The sequence below is a fragment of the Lacrimispora sp. genome, assembly GCF_047605665.1.
In the GTDB taxonomy this organism is placed as follows: domain Bacteria; phylum Bacillota; class Clostridia; order Lachnospirales; family Lachnospiraceae; genus Lacrimispora.
The window spans coordinates 1-18,979 of sequence record NZ_JASGFH010000011.1 but is presented as its reverse complement, the minus strand read 5'-3'; the positions used below and the strand labels follow the sequence as shown (position 1 = coordinate 18,979).

21 protein-coding genes and 6 tRNA genes are annotated in these 18,979 nt (G+C 49.0%); 16 read left to right on the top strand and 11 right to left on the bottom strand.

The features are described from left to right. Positions 1-85: 85 nt before the first annotated feature. Both QM657_RS10430 and QM657_RS10425 read right to left on the bottom strand, forming a co-directional pair. Entirely contained in the window at positions 86-508 is a 423-nt protein-coding gene (locus QM657_RS10430) for an ATP-binding protein (RefSeq protein WP_415066709.1), read from the bottom strand. After that, positions 508-855: a DRTGG domain-containing protein gene (locus QM657_RS10425; RefSeq protein ID WP_415066708.1), complete on the bottom strand. Its 348-nt coding sequence runs from the start codon at positions 853-855 to the stop codon at positions 508-510. Before QM657_RS10425 ends, QM657_RS10430 begins: the two co-directional genes overlap by 1 nt. A 212-nt stretch (positions 856-1,067) precedes the next feature. On the opposite strand from QM657_RS10425, the gene QM657_RS10420 reads away from it, so the two are divergent. From QM657_RS10420 to QM657_RS10390, 7 genes are all read left to right on the top strand, one after another. Then, positions 1,068-1,562, top strand: a complete 495-nt coding sequence (locus QM657_RS10420) for an NAD(P)H-dependent oxidoreductase subunit E (RefSeq protein ID WP_367567355.1) — start codon at positions 1,068-1,070, stop codon at positions 1,560-1,562. 12 nt (positions 1,563-1,574) lie between these two features. Next, positions 1,575-2,132 carry an ATP-binding protein gene (locus QM657_RS10415; RefSeq protein WP_415066578.1) on the top strand — a complete coding sequence of 186 codons (558 nt, stop codon included), beginning with the start codon at positions 1,575-1,577 and terminating at the stop codon, positions 2,130-2,132. A gap of 24 nt (positions 2,133-2,156) precedes the next feature. Next, entirely contained in the window at positions 2,157-2,534 is a 378-nt protein-coding gene (locus tag QM657_RS10410) for a (2Fe-2S) ferredoxin domain-containing protein (RefSeq protein ID WP_415066577.1), read from the top strand. 12 nt (positions 2,535-2,546) lie between these two features. Then, positions 2,547-4,334, top strand: coding sequence for an NADH-quinone oxidoreductase subunit NuoF (nuoF, locus tag QM657_RS10405; RefSeq protein ID WP_415066576.1), 1,788 nt, complete (start codon positions 2,547-2,549; stop codon positions 4,332-4,334). A gap of 17 nt (positions 4,335-4,351) precedes the next feature. Next, the gene (locus QM657_RS10400) at positions 4,352-6,097 is read left to right on the top strand and encodes an NADH-dependent [FeFe] hydrogenase, group A6 (RefSeq protein ID WP_415066575.1); all 1,746 of its coding nucleotides are present in this window, start codon (positions 4,352-4,354) and stop codon (positions 6,095-6,097) included. 137 nt (positions 6,098-6,234) lie between these two features. Next, on the top strand, positions 6,235-6,408 hold the full coding sequence (locus QM657_RS10395) for a hypothetical protein (protein WP_415066574.1): 174 nt from the start codon (positions 6,235-6,237) through the stop codon (positions 6,406-6,408). Between the two features lie 13 nt (positions 6,409-6,421). Continuing rightward, a complete protein-coding gene (locus QM657_RS10390) occupies positions 6,422-6,667 on the top strand; it encodes a spore coat protein (protein ID WP_415066572.1) in 246 nt (81 codons plus the stop codon). 116 nt (positions 6,668-6,783) lie between these two features. Here QM657_RS10390 and QM657_RS10385 read toward each other — a convergent pair whose 3' ends face one another. The 5 genes from QM657_RS10385 to QM657_RS10365 all read right to left on the bottom strand — a co-directional run bounded on the left by QM657_RS10385 (position 6,784) and on the right by QM657_RS10365 (position 12,648). Further along, on the bottom strand, positions 6,784-7,965 hold the full coding sequence (locus QM657_RS10385) for a SpoIIE family protein phosphatase (protein ID WP_415066571.1): 1,182 nt from the start codon (positions 7,963-7,965) through the stop codon (positions 6,784-6,786). Further along, positions 7,965-9,698: a [Fe-Fe] hydrogenase large subunit C-terminal domain-containing protein gene (locus QM657_RS10380; protein WP_415066570.1), complete on the bottom strand. Its 1,734-nt coding sequence runs from the start codon at positions 9,696-9,698 to the stop codon at positions 7,965-7,967. The genes QM657_RS10385 and QM657_RS10380 overlap by 1 nt, the downstream gene beginning before the upstream one ends. Positions 9,699-9,700: 2 nt before the next feature. Then, positions 9,701-9,940 (bottom strand): (2Fe-2S) ferredoxin domain-containing protein, encoded by a 240-nt coding sequence (locus QM657_RS10375; RefSeq protein WP_415066569.1) that lies wholly within the window; start codon positions 9,938-9,940, stop codon positions 9,701-9,703. 88 nt (positions 9,941-10,028) lie between these two features. Beyond that, positions 10,029-11,801, bottom strand: a complete 1,773-nt coding sequence (gene ade / locus QM657_RS10370; protein ID WP_415066568.1) for an adenine deaminase — start codon at positions 11,799-11,801, stop codon at positions 10,029-10,031. Between the two features lie 16 nt (positions 11,802-11,817). Then, on the bottom strand, positions 11,818-12,648 hold the full coding sequence (locus QM657_RS10365) for a purine-nucleoside phosphorylase (protein WP_415066567.1): 831 nt from the start codon (positions 12,646-12,648) through the stop codon (positions 11,818-11,820). Between the two features lie 159 nt (positions 12,649-12,807). Here QM657_RS10365 and QM657_RS10360 point away from each other — a divergent pair, with 159 nt between their 5' ends. From QM657_RS10360 to QM657_RS10350, 3 genes are read left to right on the top strand one after another with little or no spacing between them, the layout of a single operon-like run. After that, the gene (locus tag QM657_RS10360; protein ID WP_415066566.1) at positions 12,808-13,878 is read left to right on the top strand and encodes an ABC transporter substrate-binding protein; all 1,071 of its coding nucleotides are present in this window, start codon (positions 12,808-12,810) and stop codon (positions 13,876-13,878) included. 36 nt (positions 13,879-13,914) lie between these two features. Next, a complete protein-coding gene (locus QM657_RS10355; RefSeq protein ID WP_415066565.1) occupies positions 13,915-14,688 on the top strand; it encodes an ABC transporter permease in 774 nt (257 codons plus the stop codon). A gap of 3 nt (positions 14,689-14,691) precedes the next feature. Continuing rightward, positions 14,692-15,270 carry an ATP-binding cassette domain-containing protein gene (locus QM657_RS10350; protein ID WP_415066564.1) on the top strand — a complete coding sequence of 193 codons (579 nt, stop codon included), beginning with the start codon at positions 14,692-14,694 and terminating at the stop codon, positions 15,268-15,270. A 60-nt stretch (positions 15,271-15,330) separates the two neighbouring features. Here QM657_RS10350 and QM657_RS10345 read toward each other — a convergent pair whose 3' ends face one another. Together QM657_RS10345 and QM657_RS10340 are read right to left on the bottom strand one after the other, a co-directional pair. Next, positions 15,331-16,038, bottom strand: coding sequence for a hypothetical protein (locus tag QM657_RS10345; RefSeq protein WP_415066563.1), 708 nt, complete (start codon positions 16,036-16,038; stop codon positions 15,331-15,333). A 122-nt stretch (positions 16,039-16,160) separates the two neighbouring features. After that, on the bottom strand, positions 16,161-16,628 hold the full coding sequence (locus QM657_RS10340; RefSeq protein WP_415066562.1) for a methylated-DNA--[protein]-cysteine S-methyltransferase: 468 nt from the start codon (positions 16,626-16,628) through the stop codon (positions 16,161-16,163). Between the two features lie 407 nt (positions 16,629-17,035). Between QM657_RS10340 and QM657_RS10335 the strand changes: the two genes are divergently transcribed. The 6 genes from QM657_RS10335 (at position 17,036) to QM657_RS10310 (ending at position 17,596) form a co-directional block, all read left to right on the top strand. Then, positions 17,036-17,110, top strand: a tRNA-Pro gene (locus QM657_RS10335). A gap of 43 nt (positions 17,111-17,153) precedes the next feature. Further along, positions 17,154-17,224, top strand: a tRNA-Gly gene (locus QM657_RS10330). Between the two features lie 3 nt (positions 17,225-17,227). After that, a tRNA-Arg gene (locus QM657_RS10325) sits at positions 17,228-17,301 on the top strand. 32 nt (positions 17,302-17,333) lie between these two features. Beyond that, positions 17,334-17,409 (top strand) — tRNA-His (locus tag QM657_RS10320). A gap of 39 nt (positions 17,410-17,448) precedes the next feature. Then, positions 17,449-17,520, top strand: a tRNA-Gln gene (locus QM657_RS10315). Between the two features lie 3 nt (positions 17,521-17,523). Continuing rightward, positions 17,524-17,596: transfer RNA gene (locus QM657_RS10310), tRNA-Lys, on the top strand. Positions 17,597-17,687: 91 nt separating this feature from the next. Here QM657_RS10310 and QM657_RS10305 read toward each other — a convergent pair. After that, positions 17,688-18,086 (bottom strand): VOC family protein, encoded by a 399-nt coding sequence (locus QM657_RS10305; protein ID WP_415066561.1) that lies wholly within the window; start codon positions 18,084-18,086, stop codon positions 17,688-17,690. Between the two features lie 25 nt (positions 18,087-18,111). Further along, a partial coding sequence (locus tag QM657_RS10300; RefSeq protein ID WP_415066560.1) for an extracellular solute-binding protein occupies positions 18,112-18,979 on the bottom strand: 868 nt, incomplete at its 5' end.

The following is an 18,979-nucleotide window of genomic DNA, read 5'->3' as shown; positions in this document are numbered from 1 at the left end:
CGCAGGGTGCTTCCATATTACTGCCCACGCTTTCCGGGCATGATGGGATACCCGAAGGGTATTTCCATTTGAACCCATATCAAACTCACAGGTTCACTGCCATCCGGATGGTGGTTCCTTCCCCTAAAACCGTATTAATATCCATCTCATCCGAATACCGTTTCATATTGGGAAGGCCCATGCCCGCGCCAAATCCTAAGGACCGCACGGCATCAGGAGCCGTGGAATATCCGGCCTGCATAGCCAGCTCCACATCAGGGATTCCGGGGCCTACGTCGTCTAAAATCATCTCGATTTTTTCTGTAGTCACATTGACCGTGATCTCTCCGCCGCGGGCGTGGATGACCATGTTGATCTCCCCTTCATACATGGCAATGGCCACCTTGCGTATTGCCTCCGGGCTGACTCCCATGCTTTTTAACTTGCTTTTTACATCACTGCTGGCTTCTCCTGCCCTGGTAAAATCCTCAGGAGATATCTTATATTGAAACGTGATCATGTCCTCCATCACACCGCACCTCCGTCTAACCCCGCCTGATAGAGCATTCCGCAGGCCGAAAACATCCTATGTCCGGTGGAGAGGATGATTAAGTTTCTCTCCTCCGCCATTTTAAGCATGGACTCATCCGGATTCTTCCCCCTGACAAAGACAATACAGACAATGTCCAACATCTCCGCCGTCCGGATGACCTGGGGGTTGCACAGTCCGGTGAGAAGGACCGAGTGATCCTTGGAAAAGGCCAGAACATCGCTCATCATATCCGCTCCGCATGCGCTCCGGACCTCATCCTCTAAATGGTTTTCTCCCGCCAGGACCTTGGCACCCAGTATGTCTCTCACATCTTTTACAGTCATCATACCACTCTCCTCCGCTTTTTTTCCTCAAAACTCCCTCATTTATTGACAATATTGATAATTATATCATAAATATTCCGGCAGGTATAGGAATATCAGTATGAAACCCTGTTATTTTTTTGTCATCCTTCATTCAAACTATGGATTTTTTATCAATAACGTGGTAAAATATCAGTTACATTGCATAAACACTTTTTTAAGGAGGCTATCAAATGGCTTGTAAAAAACAAGGTGTCCAGTTTAACGGCACAAAGGAGCAGGAAGACGCTTTAAAAGAAGCAATTGCTCTGCTTAAAGACACAAAGGGCTCTCTTATGCCCATCATGCAGAAGGCCCAGGGAATCTACGGCTATCTTCCAATCGAAGTACAGACCATGATTTCTGATGAAACAGGGATTCCGCTCGAAAAGATCTACGGCGTAGCAACTTTTTACTCTCAGTTCGCCCTTCAGCCAAAGGGGAAATACCAGGTGTCCGTTTGTCTGGGAACTGCCTGTTATGTAAAGGGCTCCGGGGACATCTTCCACAAGATTGAAGACATCCTTAAAATCACCAACGGCGAATGCACTCCTGACGGCAAGTTTTCTCTTGACTCCTGCCGCTGCGTAGGCGCCTGCGGCCTTGCACCTGTCATGATGGTAAACAGCGATGTTTACGGAAGGCTGGCTCCTGAAGATGTTCCGGGCATTCTTGCCAAGTATGAATAGGACTTTCAGCATATGATGACAGAGATTTCTTTAAATATCCTGGATGTGGCGGAGAATTCCACACGGGCGGGGGCCTCGCTGGTCACCATTTCCGTTGCCGCCGATACTGCCGCCGACTTACTGACAGTCACCATCAAAGACGATGGCTGCGGTATGACCAGGGAACAGACAGAACAGGTGACTGATCCCTTTTTTACCACCCGCAAGACCAGAAAGGTAGGCCTTGGCGTTCCGTTTTTTAAGTATGCAGCGGAAAGCACAGGAGGCAGCTTTTCCATTGATTCAGAGCCGGGAAAGGGAACTGTGGTCACGGCTGTATTCGGTCTGTCCCACATTGACCGGATGCCTCTCGGAGATATTAACAGCACCATTGAGACATTGATCACCTGTCATCCGGATACAGATTTTCTCTACATTTATCGCTATAATGACAGTTCTTTTGAACTGGATACCAGAAGCTTCCGGGAAATACTGGGGGGAATCCCCTTTGATATGCCGGAGGTGAGGACTTACATAAAGGAATATCTCAGTGAAAACAAATCAGAGACAGACGGAGGCGCGGCCATATAGGCCCGTCGGAATTGGAGGAATAACATGAAAACTCTTGAAGAATTGAAAGCAATTCGGGAGAAGATGCAAAATCAGGTAACCATGCGGGAAGAAGACCATGGGCGCACACGGGTTTTAGTGGGAATGGCAACCTGCGGCATCGCCAGCGGCGCAAGACCTGTTCTGGGTAAATTGTCAGACCTGGTTCAGGAAAACCATATGAACGACCGTTTTTCCGTCACACAGACAGGCTGTATCGGTTTATGCCAGTACGAACCAATCGTAGAGATCTTAGAGCCCGGCAAGGATAAGATCACTTATATTAATATGACACCGGAGAAGGCAGAAGAAGTTTACAAAGAGCATCTGCTGGGCGGTCACATTCTTCAAAACTACACGTTGGCTTCTGCTGACATTAAATAAGGAGGAAACCAGATGTATCGTTCACATGTATTGGTTTGCGGCGGAACAGGATGTACTTCCTCCGGATGCCAGCAGATTATGGTCAAATTAAAAGATGAGTTAAAAAAACAGGATTTAGCGGAAGAGATATCCGTAGTACAGACAGGCTGCCACGGTCTTTGTGCACTTGGCCCCATCATGATTATCTATCCCGATGCAGCCTTTTATGCCATGGTAAAAGAAGAGGATATTCCGGAAATCGTATCCGAGCACTTATTAAAGGGACGTCCAGTCGAGCGCCTGCTCTACGATGAGACCGTGACACCTGCCGGAATCAAGTCCTTAAGTGATACAGATTTCTATAAAAAACAGCACCGTGTGGCTCTGCGCAACTGCGGTGTCATCAACCCGGAAAATATCGAAGAATACATCGGTACAGGCGGATATGCAGCTCTTGGAAAGGTTCTCACAGAGATGACTCCTGACGATGTCATAACGACCCTGTTAGACAGCGGTTTAAGAGGACGAGGCGGCGCAGGCTTCCCCACAGGCTTAAAGTGGAAGCTGGCAAAGCAGAATGACGCGGATCAGAAGTACGTCTGTTGTAATGCGGACGAAGGCGACCCAGGTGCATTTATGGACCGTTCCGTTCTGGAAGGCGACCCTCATGCCCTTTTAGAGGCCATGACCATTGCCGGATACGCTATCGGCGCTTCTCAGGGTTACATATACGTGCGTGCGGAGTATCCCATTGCCGTAGAACGTTTAAAACTGGCCATTGGACAGGCAAGAGAGATGGAGCTTTTAGGCGATGACATCTTTGGCAGCGGCTTTTCCTTTGACATTGATCTGCGTTTGGGTGCAGGTGCATTCGTCTGCGGTGAGGAAACAGCTCTCATGGTTTCCATCGAAGGAAACCGCGGCGAGCCAAGACCCCGTCCCCCATTCCCGGCTCAAAAAGGTCTGTTTGGAAAGCCAACCATCTTAAATAACGTGGAAACCTACGCCAATATCCCTCAGATCATTTTAAACGGCTCTGACTGGTTTGCTTCCATGGGTACAGAAAAATCCAAGGGAACAAAGGTATTCGCTTTAGGCGGAAAGATTCACAACACCGGACTGGTGGAGGTTCCCATGGGAACTACTCTCCGGGAAATCATCGAAGAGATCGGCGGCGGCATTCCAAACGGTAAAAAGTTTAAAGCTGCCCAGACCGGCGGACCTTCCGGCGGCTGTATTCCGGCACAGCATTATGATATCCCCATTGACTACGACAACCTCCTTGCCATCGGCTCCATGATGGGCTCCGGCGGTCTGATCGTTATGGATGAAACCGACTGTATGGTGGATATTGCCAAGTTCTTCCTGGAATTCACCGTAGAAGAATCCTGCGGAAAATGTACTCCATGCCGTATCGGAACGAAGCGTATGCTGGAAATCCTTGAAAAGATCACCAATGGCCATGCAAAATTAGAGGATTTGGACCGTTTGGAAGAGCTGTGCTACTACATAAAGGAAAACTCAGCCTGCGGCTTAGGACAGACTGCTCCAAACCCTGTTCTTTCCACCTTAAAGTTCTTCCGGGATGAGTACAATGCCCATATCGTTGACAAGACCTGCCCGTCAGGCGTCTGCAAGGCTCTGCTCTCCTATCACATCGATGCTGAGAAGTGCAAGGGCTGTACCATCTGCGCCAGAAACTGTCCGGTTAACGCAATCTCCGGTTCTGTCAAGAACCCCCACGTCATTGATCCAGAAACATGTATCAAGTGCGGCGTATGTATGGAGAAATGCAAATTTGACGCTGTTTATAAGAGATAATGGAGGGAACTTGTATCATGGAGAATATTACAATAAAAATCAACGGCATGGATGTAAGTGCCCCCGCAGGCTCCACCATTTTAGAGGCTGCCAGACTTGCACATGTTGAGATACCGACTTTGTGCTTTTTAAAGGATATCAACGAAATCGCCGCCTGCCGCATCTGTACCGTGGAAGTGGGCGGAGGAAAGCTGGCCCCTGCCTGTGTATACCCCATCAATCCGGGCATGGAAGTGAAGACCAACACCCCCAAGGTGCGTGACTACAGAAAGAAAACCCTTCAATTGATCCTTTCCAACCACGACCGTTCCTGTTTATCCTGCGTGCGCAGCGGTGAATGCGAGCTCCAGACCTTGAGCAAGGAAATGGGCGTAAACATGGAAGATTACTATGACGGCGCCAAAACACCTTCTGAGCTGGATGAAAGTGCAGTTCACATGGTGCGCGACAACAGCAAGTGCATCTTATGCCGCCGCTGTACCGCTGTCTGTGAAAAGATTCAGGAAATCGGCGTCATCGGACCCAATGACCGCGGATTTGCCACCTTCATCGGTTCTGCCTTTGACATGGGCCTTGGCGAAACAAGCTGCGTATCCTGCGGCCAGTGTATTGCAGTCTGCCCAACAGGCGCTCTTTATGAAAAGACTAATGCCGATGATATTTTAGCAGCCATTGCAGACCCTACCAAGCATGTGGTCGTTCAGACCGCTCCTTCTGTCCGTGCAGGCCTTGGAGAGGAATTTGACTATCCCATCGGAACCAATACAGAAGGCCAGATGGTAGCTGCTCTCAGAAGGCTGGGCTTTGACCGCGTATTTGACACCAACTTCGGCGCTGACTTAACCATTATGGAAGAGGCCCATGAATTCCTTCACAGGGTTCAAAACGGCGGCGTTCTTCCTCTGATCACCTCATGTTCTCCAGGCTGGGTAAAATACTGCGAGCACTATTTCCCGGATATGACAGAGAACTTATCTTCCTGTAAATCTCCCCAGCAGATGTTCGGGGCGGTTGTTAAGTCCTATTATGCAGAAAAGATGGGCTTAAAGCCGGAAGATATCGTATCCGTCAGCGTTATGCCCTGTACTGCCAAGAAATTCGAAGTGGGCAGAGATGATGAAGATGCCAACGGAGTTCCGGATGTGGACTATTCCTTGACCACCAGAGAGCTTGCCAGAATGATCAAGCAGGCTGGAATCCGTTTCACCGAGCTTCCAAACGAAGACTTTGACACTCCATTGGGCCTTGGCACAGGTGCTGCCACCATCTTCGGCGCTACCGGCGGTGTTATGGAAGCTGCTTTAAGAACTGCAGTGGAGACTTTGACCGGCGAAGAGCTGGAAAAACCTGACTTCGTGGATGTCCGCGGAACCCAGGGAATCAAGGAAGCCACTTACAATGTGGCAGGCATGGATGTGAAGGTAGCTGTTGCTTCCGGCCTTGGCAATGCGAGAGAGCTTCTTAACCGGGTGAAATCCGGAGCTTCCGACTACCATTTCATCGAGATCATGGGCTGTCCGGGCGGCTGCGTAAACGGAGGCGGCATGCCTCAGCAGCCAGGTTATATCCGCAATACGGTTGACTTAAAGGCGCTGAGAGCAAAAGTTCTCTATGATGACGATGCAGGAAAAGCCATCAGAAAATCCCATGAGAATCCGGCCATTAAGGAATTATATGAAACCTATCTGGGAACCCCAGGCAGTGAAAAATCTCACCATCTCCTTCACACCACTTATGTGAAGAGAAAAATAAACGAAATTTAAATTCCAAAAGTTCCCTCTGCGTAAAAGCAGAGGGGATTTTTTATTTTGCCCATAAATTTTGTTGATAAATTTTTCCCATAAAGTTTGCTGATAAAAAGAGAAGAAAGCATCCATACTAAAACAGGAGGTGATAAAACATGAGTCCAAAGGAATTAAATTATATCGAGGATGCTCTCGGACATGAGAAATTTTTAAAGACCCAATGCCAGGAAGCTGCACAGAATCTGCAGGACCCTGAATTAAAGGCCTGCGCACAGCAGCTTTTACAAAAGCATCAGCAGATCTTTGACAACTTCTATAACTTAGTGTAAGGAGGAATCACCTATGGATGACAAGTGTATTATGGAGAACCTGCTCCACACAGCCAAGGGCGTGTGTGACCTATATCTGCATGGAACCATTGAGTCCCCTACCATGAACGTGCATCAGGCATTTGACAACGCCTTAAATGACAGTTTATGCATGCAGGATGACATCTACAAAAAGATGTCTGCAAAGGGATGGTATACCACAGAACAAGCCGAGCAGCAAAAGATTACCAAGGTAAAAAATCAGTTTGCAGGCATGTAAGAGATTACACCTTTAAACTCAAAAAAAGCAAAAAAGCTATGGGATTTCCCATAGCTTTTTTTATGGTTTCATACGTGTAAATTCTTAAATGTCCCGGAGCTTCTTCTCACATCTGTTTAATAATAAGCTACCGTGACCTTTTTCCCCATTTCCCCTGCTGTCTGCTTTAACTGCTCCACCAGATTCTGCCGGATGCCCAGATCAAAGGGCAGCCCCGGATTCTGATAAGCGCTGTTAATGGCTCTTCCCACATATAAATGGAGTTCCGTGCAGTCCTCTATGATCATCTTAGCCACCATAGATGCGCCGTTTTGCCGGTCCAGCTCCAGGAAAAACTCTTCTGAAACAGACTCGTTCGTCACATAGCGCTTCAATAGCTGCAAGACTCTGTTTAAAGTCAAAACGCCTTCCGTCACCAGCTCAATGCCGTCAATAAAGGCGATGGGCGGGATATCGGGGTCATTGTAATCCAGGGATACATCCAGTTTCTTTCCGGTCATCCTGGATACGATGTTTGCGCTGGTCCCTCCGCAGACAATTCTCTTTACCCCATCATCTCCGGAAAGGAAATCCCTGACGATCTCCTCGTCGCCGTCCTGGCTCTTTGGAGGCCCTGTCATCAAATGGACCGGCTTTCTGTCAATGACCCGCATAACAGCCACTGTGGTATCGTCTCCGGGCCTGAACTGGTAGAGCTCATCACAGGCTCTGCTGAGGGCGGAAGCCAGACGCACCGCAGATACCGTCAAACGGTACTGCTTTACCGCATAAGCCGCCAGCTCATCCCACTGCCAGCCGAAGTTCAGCAACTGCCCCACTCCCGCATGAATGGTTCCGTCGCTCATCAAGACGAGAGCGTCTCCTTTTTTCACATGAAAACGGTATTCATTAATCTGTTTATCCCGGATGACCCTGGAATTCCTGGGGATAGAAACCAGGCTTCCGTTTCGGATGAAGATGCAGCCCGGATTGTCAAACTCCACCAGATAGGCTTCCCCGCTGTTAAACACCTGGAGGATGCTGAAGGTGGAATAAGCCACCTGGCGCACCTGGCACACCGGAAGGGTCTCCACAATGGTTTCCACACACTCCTCTAAAGTGGCCCCGTTTAAAAACATGGTTCCCAGAATCTTGGAGGTCATGGTAGACAGAATATTGGCCTTTACCCCGCTGCCCATGCCGTCGGCAAGGATCATGATGTTGGAATCCCCTGTATGTAAAATTTCCACCTTGTCCCCGCACAGTATTTCACTGAATTTATTTAAGCTCTTATATGCAACATCAACCGTAACTCCCATTACCTGACCTCACTTTCGCTTCCCTCTTCCAATAAGGACCGGCAAAGCTTCGTTAATGTGATTTTGGTTTCGGCTGTTGTCTCTCCCAGCAGACCGGCAATTTCCTGGGCCACCATCATCTGCTTATGGATGACCTTCTGGGCCAGTTCAATGGTCTCCAGCTTCTTTTCATACTCCTGCCTCGCCTCTTCCTCCGCCCTGGTGATATCGATAAAGGTAGCCAGCACCACATCCTCTTTCTCAATGTATACAATGTTTTGGAGGGTGGAGAACCGGTATTCCCCGTAAGTCACCTTTTTGCCATGGATATTCTGGTGGGAGTCGTAAACCCACTGAAAATCGGAAGGATCAATCAGTTCATATAAGTACATATCCAGAGCTTCCTGCCTGTTCTTTCCGAAATACTTTTCTCCCACTGCCGAATACTCCAGAATCTTCATATCCTTATCCACAATCAGAACGATATTAGGAGAGGTCTCCATCACCAGATTGGATAGGGATTCCGCCTTTTCATTCATAAAGGGAATGCACATGTTAAGCTCTGCCTTTTTCTGAAAAACAGCCACAGCCTTTTCCCGGCAGGTGGAATAGCCGCAGGCGCCGCAGTTTAACTCATCCTCCGGCCTCGTCTTTCCGATCTGCTTTAAGATATCCTGAATCTGGACCTCCGTAGGCCTTTTCTCCCTGGGAGCCCGGTCTGCAAACCGTTTTCCAAAGGAAAGGGCCTCCATCACCTCATGAAGCTCTTCTTCCGGCACCGGCTCCCGCTTGATGGACTCTTCCATATCCAGCTTCACCTTAAACCGGGAGATGCCCCCTGTGTCCACCGCAGGCCCCTTGATGCAGCCTCCGGAGCACATGTTCATCTCAATGAAGCAGCCCTGAATATCTCCCCTGACCATGCTCTCGCACAAGTCAATGCAGTTTCTGGAACCGTGAACATAAAACTTCCTGTATCCATCCTTTTCCTTCTGCCCCGCCAGAACAGAATTCACCACGCCATTGGTGACCGGATAAAGGCGGTTGACTCTGGGATTAAAGCTTGCAAACGGGATATCCTCACAATCCTCTATGGAAATGTCCTCCTCAGAAAGCCACCGCAGGATGTCATTGAAATTGAGGACTGCATCGATATACTCCCCATGACGGCTATCCTGGGATTCCTTTTTCTTTGCAATGCAGGGGCCTAAAAATACCACCTTCACCTCAGGTCCCATTTCCTCCTTGATCATCTTCCCGTGGGCGATCATGGGGGATACTACCGGAGCCAGATAAGGAATCAGGCTGGGATAATAAATTTCAATCAGGTCATTGACGCTGGGACAGCAGGTGGTGATGATGTTTTCCATCTTTCCCTCTTTTAAAAGCCCTGCATATTCCGCAGTCACCAGAGCCGCTCCCTCTGCGGTCTCCCGGACATCAAAAAAGCCCAGCTTTCTTAAGGCTCCGTTTATCTGTCCGATGGACTCATAGGGCAGCAGCCCCATATAGGACGGAGCCAGGGAAATGACCGCTGGAATTCCTGCTTTTATGTAGCCCTTGACCAGCTCCAAATCGCTGATCAGGGTTTTGGCGGACTGAGGACAGACCTTCATGCATTTTCCACATAAAATGCACTTATCTTCCATGATCTCAGCCCGCTCATCCTTAATCATAACTGCCTTTACTTCGCAGTTGCGGACACATTTGTAACAGTGTTTGCATTTGATAGACTTGAAATCAATGATCCCCATGATTACAGCCTCCCTGCGATTTCTTTTTCAAAAAACTCCCTTGTATCCTCCGGCTTTAAAGAATAAACCGTCTCATCCAGGGTAACACAGACACCGTTTACGCAGTTGCCGCTGCAAAATGCCCCGTTTAAATCCACCCGGCCTTCAAGACGGTTCTCCTTTACGAGGCTTTGAAGCTGGGTGATAATTTCCCTGGACCCCCTTAAATGACACGCACTTCCAATGCAGATCGTTACTTTCATAAATATTCTCCCTCCGAATTACATCCGACTCTTTCCGTAATCCCTTGGGGCAATTATCGCACATTGTTATATCTTTATCAATATATTTTTATCGATTACCTGTATTTTTTGGAGTACAGGTGATCATCACATCCTCAATCCTCTGCTCCTCCACATTGATCAGTCCGTAGGTGTTGAGACGCAGCTTGGGAATGACAGGAAGGCTGGCAAAGGCAAGAGTCATAAAGGGATCGATGCTCTCTCCGATTCCAAGGTCCCTTGCATGGGATTTTAACTCCTCCAGCTTTTCATCCACCCACCAGGCCGGCTCCTCGCTCATAAGCCCGGCAATGGGCAGAGGAAGCTCTCCTAAGACCTTTCCGTCAGCCACAATGGCCAGACCGCCCCGGTTCTTTCTCACAGTGTTTCCGGCCAGAGCCATATCCGCGTCATTGGTTCCCGCCAAAATCAGGTTGTGGGAGTCATGGGCAATGCTGGTGGCAACTGCTCCCCGCTTTAATCCGTAACCGCCTAAAAAGCCCAGACCCATATGGCCTGTATTGTGGTGGCGCTCCAGCACCGCCATCTTCACGATGTCCTGTTCCACATTGACACCGGGGGCAGTCCCTTCCTGCTCTGTCCAGGGAGCCAAAAGCTCTGTGGTGGTCAGCTCTCCCGGAGTCAGGCAGAGAACCCGGATGGTATCGCCCTTTTTCTCCACGCGTAAGTCCTCAGGGCTGATTTCCTTTAACCGGAAAGAGTCCCCCACTCTGGCAGGCGTTTCCACGCTCCGCCTCTCCGCTGCCAGGATTTCTTCCTTCATCGCGCCGTTTTCCGCAACCAGCTTTCCGTTTTTATAAACCTGTCTGACTTCAAAGCTCTCCAAATCAGAAACCACTAAAAGATTTGCCTTATATCCCGGTGCGATTGCTCCCACCTCAGAAAGTCCGAAGTACTGGGCAGCGTGGAAGGAGCCCATAAGGACTGCGTGAATGGGGTCAGCCCCCAGACTCACGGCCCGCCTGATAATGTAATCCAAATGGCCCAGCCTGGTCAAATCACCGGGATGCTTATCATCCGTCACCAGCATGCAGCGGCGGTAATAAGGCTCTTTAAACAAGGGAAGCAGGGCTTCCAAGTTTCTGGCCGCAGTGCCCTCCCGGATCATGACCCACTGGCCCCTTCTGATCTTTTCTATGGCCTCTCCTGCATCGCTGCATTCGTGGTCAGACTGCACTCCGGCAGCCACATAAGCGTTTAACTCTCTGCCAAAGAGCCCCGGCGCATGGCCGTCAACCAGCATCTTTTTCTTTCTGGCATCCTCCACCTTGTCAAGGATTGCTCCGTCAGCCCTTACGGTTCCGTAGGAGTTCATCAGCTCCGCCAGTCCCAGCACCCGCTCCTCGTCATAGAGGGGAGACAGGGCCTCTGCATTTAATATGGCTCCCGATTCATCAAGTCCTGTGGCAGGCACGCAGGAAGGAAGCATAAAATACACGTCAAGGGTGAGTCCCTTGGTCCGTTCCATCATAAAGCGGATTCCTTCCGTTCCCGCCACATTGGCGATCTCATGAGGGTCTGTAATGACTGCCTGGGTTCCGTGAGGCACAACGGCCTTTTCAAACTCCCCAGGAGCCACCATAGAACTTTCCAAATGAATGTGCCCGTCAATCAGTCCAGGGCAGACGATCTGGCCCCCCAGCTCGATCTCTGTCTGTCCTTCATAATCCCCTATTCCCACAATATAGCCGTCTTCAATGGCAATGTCCCCTGTTTCCAGTTCTGCCGTAAACACATTGACCACCTTTGCATTTTTTAACACCAGAGATGCTTTTTTTGCCCCTGACGCAGCCAGTATCCGTTCTGTCAGCATCCGTTCCATAAGAAATATCCTCCTTTTATTTTCCGGCAAATCCTGTGATGGAAGCCGTAATTAATCGTTTAAACTGTGGTGCGACCCTGTCCGCCGTTTCCTGTACCTCTGTATGGCTTAAGGGCTGGTCTAAAATACCGCAGGCCATGTTTGTGATGCAGGAAATTCCGCACACCTCCATGCCCATATGTCTTGCTGCAAGCGCTTCGCAGGCCGTGCTCATGCCCACTGCATCTGCCCCTAAAATGCGGCACATGGAAACCTCTGACGGAGACTCATAAGCAGGCCCTGTCAGCTGCATGTAAACGCCTTCCCTGAGACCGATTCCCTCTTCCTTTGCAGCGTTTTTAATGATCTGCTGCAGCCTCCTGCTGTAAACCTGGCTCATATCAGGAAATCTGGGCCCCAGCTCCTCTATGTTTGTCCCTAAAAGCGGAGACGGAACAAAGGTGGAGATGTGATCCCGGATCACCATGAAGTCTCCCGGATCAAAGTCCTTATTGACCCCTCCTGCCGCATTGGTCAAAAACAGGGTCTTAGCCCCCATAAGACCCATAAGCCTGGCAGGAAGCACCACATCTGTCATGGGATATCCCTCATAATAGTGGACCCTCCCCTGCATGATCACCACCGGAACGTGATTCACATATCCGAACACAAATCTGCCCTTGTGCCCGGCAACCGTTGAAACCGGAAATCCTTCGATATCCTTGTACTCAATGGAAGCAGACACTTCAATTTCCTCTGCATACTCCCCAAGGCCGGAACCGAGAATCAAAGCCACTTCCGGGATGAAATCAGTCTTTTCCCTTACACTTTTCAAGCAGTTTTCCAGCTTTGCATATACCTCATTCATATGCCGTTTTTCTCCCTTCTCAAATTATATATAAATGATTCTGATACAGATGTTTTCAGTATACCACATTTGCGGCCATATCTGTATCTATATTTTGACAATTACAGGGAAATAATGGTATACTGAGGCTGTTCGCAAGGACAGAAAGTGAGGAGAATTATGAAAAAAATATTATCCGTATTAACGGCTCTTGCCATGACAGCCGCCGTTTTAACCGGCTGTGCCAAAGGAGGGGCTGAAACTACGGCAGCTTCTGCTGAAACAGAAACCTCTGCTCCCGTAACAACGGCAGAAATTTCTTCAGAAGCTTCCAAGGCAGAAGAGGCTCCAGAAGCCAAAGCCTTGAGAGTCGGTTCTTTAAAAGGGCCTACTTCCATGGGCCTTGTGGAATTAATGGACAAGTCTGAAAAGGGCGAAGCAAAAGGCTCTTATGAATTCACCATGGTGACCGCTGCCGATGAACTCTTGGGAAAAATTGCATCCGGTGAGCTGGACATCGCACTGGTGCCTGCAAACATGGCTTCCATCATCTACAGCAAGACCAATCAGGCAATCACCGTCATTGACATCAACACCCTGGGCGTGCTTTACGGAGTGTCCTCCGACGACACCATTAAAACCACAGGAGATTTAAAGGGAAAGACCGTATATTTAACCGGAAAAGGAGCCACACCGGATTACGCCTTCCGCCATGTGCTAAAGGCCAATGGACTGACCGAGAGTGATGTCACCCTGGAATATAAATCAGAGGCGGCTGAAGTGGCTGCCATTTTAAAAGAAAAACCGGACGCCGTGGGCATCCTTCCCCAGCCATTTGTGACGGCTGCACTGGCTCAGAATGACGGGCTGAAAATCGTTCTGGACCTGACAAAGGAATGGGATGCCGCCGGAGCCAAAGACAGCGGAAGCCTGGTGACAGGAGTGACCGTCTGCCGCAATGACGTCTTAAAGGAGCAAAAAGAGGCCGTTGAAACCTTTATGGCCGAACACAGCGCTTCCGCCCAGTATGCCAATTCCAATGTAGCCGAAGCCGCCGCCCTGGTAGCTGCCGCCGGAATCATTGAAAAGGCCCCCATTGCGGAAAAAGCCATTCCTTACTGCAGCATCACCTACATCGACGGGGAGGAAATGAAATCCCTGTTGAGCGGATACTTAAAGGTTCTCTTCGATATGGACCCGGCTTCCGTGGGAGGAGCACTTCCGGCTGATGATTTCTATTATCTGCCGTAATTCAGATAAAAACGCATTTAGAAAGAGGAAACTTCCATGATAAAACTGACAGCCCGGCCTTTTAAAAAGGCCGTCATCATCCTTTTCTGGCTCATCGTATGGCAGGCAGCCAGTCTGGCTGTGCACAACAGCATTATACTGGTGGGCCCCTTGGAGGTGGGTCAGTCCTTATGGACCCAGGCGGCCATGCCGGGCTTTTGGAAAACCATATTTCTCTCTTTCGGAAAGATCAGCCTGGGATTTTTCCTGGCTTTTTCCTCAGCAATCCTGGCAGGAGGCCTCTCCTGCCGTTTTCCTTTTTTCAAGGACCTTCTGGAGCCGCCTGTATCCTTAATGAAATCGGTTCCTGTGGCTTCCTTCGTCATCCTGGCCCTGATCTGGACCGGCTCTGAAAACCTGTCGGTTTTCATCTCCTTCCTGGTGGTATTTCCCATGATCTACATCAATACCAGGGCAGGGTTTATGAGCACCGATCCCAGACTCCTTGAAATGGCAAATGTCTTTCACATGTCCGCCGGGAAAAAGCTCTTCTTCATCTACCGCCCCGCTCTCTTACCCTATCTCATCAGCGGCTGCCGGGCGGCACTGGGCATGGGCTGGAAATCCGGCGTCGCGGCAGAGGTCATCGGAGTGCCGGGCTATTCCATCGGAGAAAAACTGTATATGGCTAAAATTTACTTGAGTACCGGGGATTTATTTGCCTGGACTCTGGTGATCATCGTAATCAGTGCATTTCTTGAAAAATTTGTGCTTTGGCTTTTGGGACTGGCTGTCCCGGAGCCGGAACGCCGTAAAAGAAAGGAGGTCTGACGGATGGAGCTTAAGATAAAAGGGCTGTCAAAGTCCTTTGGAAATCTCGAAGTGTTAAACCAGGTAAGTCTCACCCTTCCCTCAGGCCCCATCCACTGCCTTATGGGCCCCTCCGGTTCAGGAAAAACCACGTTCCTGCGGATTCTCCTGGGGCTTGAGGAAGCTGATTCCGGCATCATAGAAGGTCTGAAGGGTATAAGGGCCTCCGCCGTATTCCAGGAGGACCGTCTGTGCGAAGCCTTCAGCCCGGTGGACAACGTGGCCATGGTTTTACCCGGCTCTGTTTCCCGGAACCGGAAAGGGGCCTATGAAGAGCTTTTAAGCCTGCTTCCTGAGGAATCTCTTTCCCGGCCCGTATCCACCTTAAGCGGCGGCATGAAGCGCCGTGTGGCCATTGTAAGGGCCTTATCTGCCCCTTCAGACATGGTGCTGATGGATGAACCCTTTACCGGCCTCGATGAAACCACCAAGGGCTCAGTAATCCGGTATATGCGAAACCGGTCTGCCGGGAAGCTGGTCATTGTGAGCACCCATCAGGAAGAGGATGTGGGACTTTTAAACGGAGTCATGGTAAGACTGTAAAAAAAGCCCCTGAAGCCAGGAAACCAAACCAGTTTCCATAACTTCAGGGGCTTTCTTTTCTTATTTCAATTTTAAGGAATCAAGTGCTGCTTCAATCTGATTCTCTACGTCGCTGCCTTCGGACTCAATGGTTCCTGCTGCGCTGATGTACTTCTTGGCTGCTGCATCATAGGAACCGGAGATGGCGTAATAGCGGACTCCGTCATCAGGAGTCTTATAGCGGATAGCATAACGGAAGGTCTGGCTTCCGTCGCTGCCGTTTTCCACATTGTAACGGACAAACTCCATATCTTCTCCGCGGCTGATCTGCGCTTTATATTCTTCCATGGTATCCGGATAAACTTCACGGGCATCTCCCGCATCGTCGCCTTCCACATAAGTGACCTCCAGGAAGTCACTGTCGTTAGGAGAGATAAAGACTGCCAGATTCTCATCACTTTCTTCATTAATGATCCAGCCCTGAGGCGGTGTGATCTGGTATTTTCCTGACTTGGAGGTGAATACGCCTGCATCTAAACTGCCTGCTTCCGGCGCGCCCTTCGGTGCCTCTGTTGCAGAAGCCTCTGCGTCTTCTCCCTCAGACTCTTCTCCGCTAACCTCTGTTCCTGTCTCTTCCTCAGACCCTTTGGCTGTACCCTGGGAACCTGCCTCTGTAGAGGTCTCTGTCTCTGTTCCTGCTTTTGTATTATCTTTGGAGCCACAGGCTGATGCCGCCATCATGACTGCCATCGAAACAACCACTGCTGCCAATAATTTGTTTTTTCTCATATAAACCATTCCTCCTTATGCCATTCATTTCTGGTAACGATGAGGATTATATCATTCTGGAATCGAAATGTATAGGGGATTAAAGGAACTGAAAGAAACATTAAAAATTCTTAATAATTAAATCAGGCGTGTCCGGACTGCTCCAGCTCAAGCAGTTTTACCTTTTTATCAAGGCCTCCGCCATAGCCTACCAGACTGCCTCCTGCCCCGATGACTCTGTGGCAGGGGATAATAATGGGAATGGGATTCCGGTTATTCGCCATCCCAACGGCCCGGCATGCCTTGGGATTTCCGATTGATGCCGCAATCTCTCCATAGGTTCTGGTCTGTCCGTAGGGAATGGCCCGTAAAGCCTCCCATACCTTTCTTTGAAATTCCGTTCCCGCAGGTTTTAAGGGAAGGTCAAATTCCTGTCTCTTTCCTAAGAAATATTCCTTTAACTGCCCGACTGTCCTCTCCGTCAGCTCCGTATGCCTTCTGACCCCGTCCAAAGGCTCGCTCGCGCCGAAGTCAACAGCCAAGAGCTCTTCCTCACTGCATACTATGGTAAGTGTTCCTATATCTGTTTCACACGTTTCCCAGAATTTCATATTCCATTCCTTCTTTCTTCCTGAGTTTTGCTGTACTGTGTCATATCCGTTTTTTCATTATAGCACATCAAATTTTTAAAGAGCCATATCTTTCCCGAATTCCTCATAATTCTTTTACTTTATTTATGAATTATTTATGGGCTGGTCAAACTTACGTCACAAATTTCCCGTATACTAAGTCTTGTAAGGAACTCCCCCCTTTTAATATTGACTTTTTATTTTTCATACTCAAACCGGCAGGAACATCTTTGATGGCCTGCCGGTTCCTCCATTTCAAGGGCTTAATCCTCCCATAAAACGGCTTAAACAGGCCATGAAAGAAACCTTGAAATTTTTTCTAAAAATAATGTTGACAAAACTATATCCATCATATATAATAACTCTTGCGTTGCGGAAAAGCAATTCATCGGGGTGTGGCTCAGTTTGGCTAGAGTACCTGGTTTGGGACCAGGGGGTCGCAGGTTCGAATCCTGTCACCCCGATTGAGAAAATATTATTTAATAATCATTTCTCTCGACATTCCGCGCGGGTGTAGTTCAATGGTAGAACACTAGCCTTCCAAGCTAGATACGTGGGTTCGATTCCCATCACCCGCTCTTGAGTCTGTAGCTCAGTTGGATAGAGCAACGGCCTTCTAAGCCGTGGGTCGGGGGTTCGAATCCCTTCAGGCTCATTTCACATCTCAGACCAAGGGTGTGAAATTATGGTGGGTATGGCGAAGTTGGTTATCGCGCCAGATTGTGGCTCTGGAGGCCCAGGGTTCGAATCCCTGTACTCACCTTTCCCTTTTAGGGAATTTTTTTTTATCAGGATTTTTTATTGGGCTATCGCCAAGCGGTAAGGCACAGGACTTTGACTCCTGCATTCGTTGGTTCAAATCCAACTAGCCCAGTATGGGATACTAGCTCAGGTGGTAGAGCACTTGACTTTTAATCAAGTTGTCCGGGGTTCGAGTCCCCGGTGTCTCATGAATGGATTTAAAAACAGCACAGAGCACAGTCATTACCGGCTGTGCTCTGTGCTGTTTTTCTCTCTGCTGTCCGGCGGCTGCCATGCCGGCTATTGATTTTTGCTTACGCCAACAACATTCCCTGATTCGTCTGTTACATATTTTCCCTTGGTCATATCTAAAATAACATATTCATTTTCCCATTTATCCTGTATTACCGCACACTTTCCAATGGGTATATCAAACGGGCCATAAATTATCTTTCCGCCTGCATCCCTAATCCTTTCAATTGAATCAACGACTGACTCTACCTTAAAATCAACATTCATGTTTTTCCTGTCTGTTTGTATAACGATTTCTGCCACATCGTTTTCCATTCCCAGACCAGCGGAGGTTTCAGCCCGCCACAATAGCTTCAATCCCATGCTGTTGCAGTAGTATTTAATTCCGTCATCCAAATCAGAAACATATAGTTCTATACAATCAACATTTTTAAATAATTCTGACATAACATTACACCCTTTCTTCCTTAATTTACTGCTTCTTATTTGCCGCTTCTTTATCCGCGCTTTCCGCTTTCACATCTCCCATATTCTCATCCACCATCTGCTGCATCCTTTGGCAGAACTCCTCCAGCTCCATTTCTCCGGTGACATACCGCTGAAACAGAGTGCCCAGATCAGAAATATATTGCATCGGATTTTTAGGGATCGGCCTTGCCTGCAGGCTGGCTGACCTTAAATAATTCCGCATTTCCTCGTATCCCGGGAAGTCAAAATTTTCTTCCCAGATTACATCTTCTCTTGCAGGCATGCGTTTCATCTTTTCCGCATAGCTTTTGCTCCCCTCCGGGCTGGCCGCATAGGCCAGAAACCTTCGTGCCGCATCCTTATGATGGGAGGCCTTGTTCAGCACGTATTGCCACGTAGCAACGTATGTGGTGCGGCCCCCCAGGGCGGGAAGGGGTGTCAGATGAATCCGGTCCTTTCCATAGACTCCTGCGTCCGCAAAAGTATTCATGGTGCCGCTGTATAAGAATACGAGCCCATACTTCCCGTCCACAAATTTCTCCCCCGTCTGCTCATATTGGTCCAGCAGCTGCTCCATGGGGGAATAGCCCTTTTCCACACAGCTTTTTAAAAACTCCATGGCTTCTCTCGTTTTCGGGTTGCTCCAATCGTAGTAATCCCCGCCGAATAAGTTAATAAATTCCCCTATTTCGTTGTAAACATATGTCTTTTCCCATGCCCCTCCATAGGCATAGCGTCCCTCTCCAAAATCATAGGACAAAAAATGGCGCAGGCGCTCCGGGGTGCTCACATCCTCAACCCCCGCCTCCTTTAAGTAGCTGTCATTGACCCAAAGCATCAGAATGTCCATCATGTAGGGAACAGAATATATC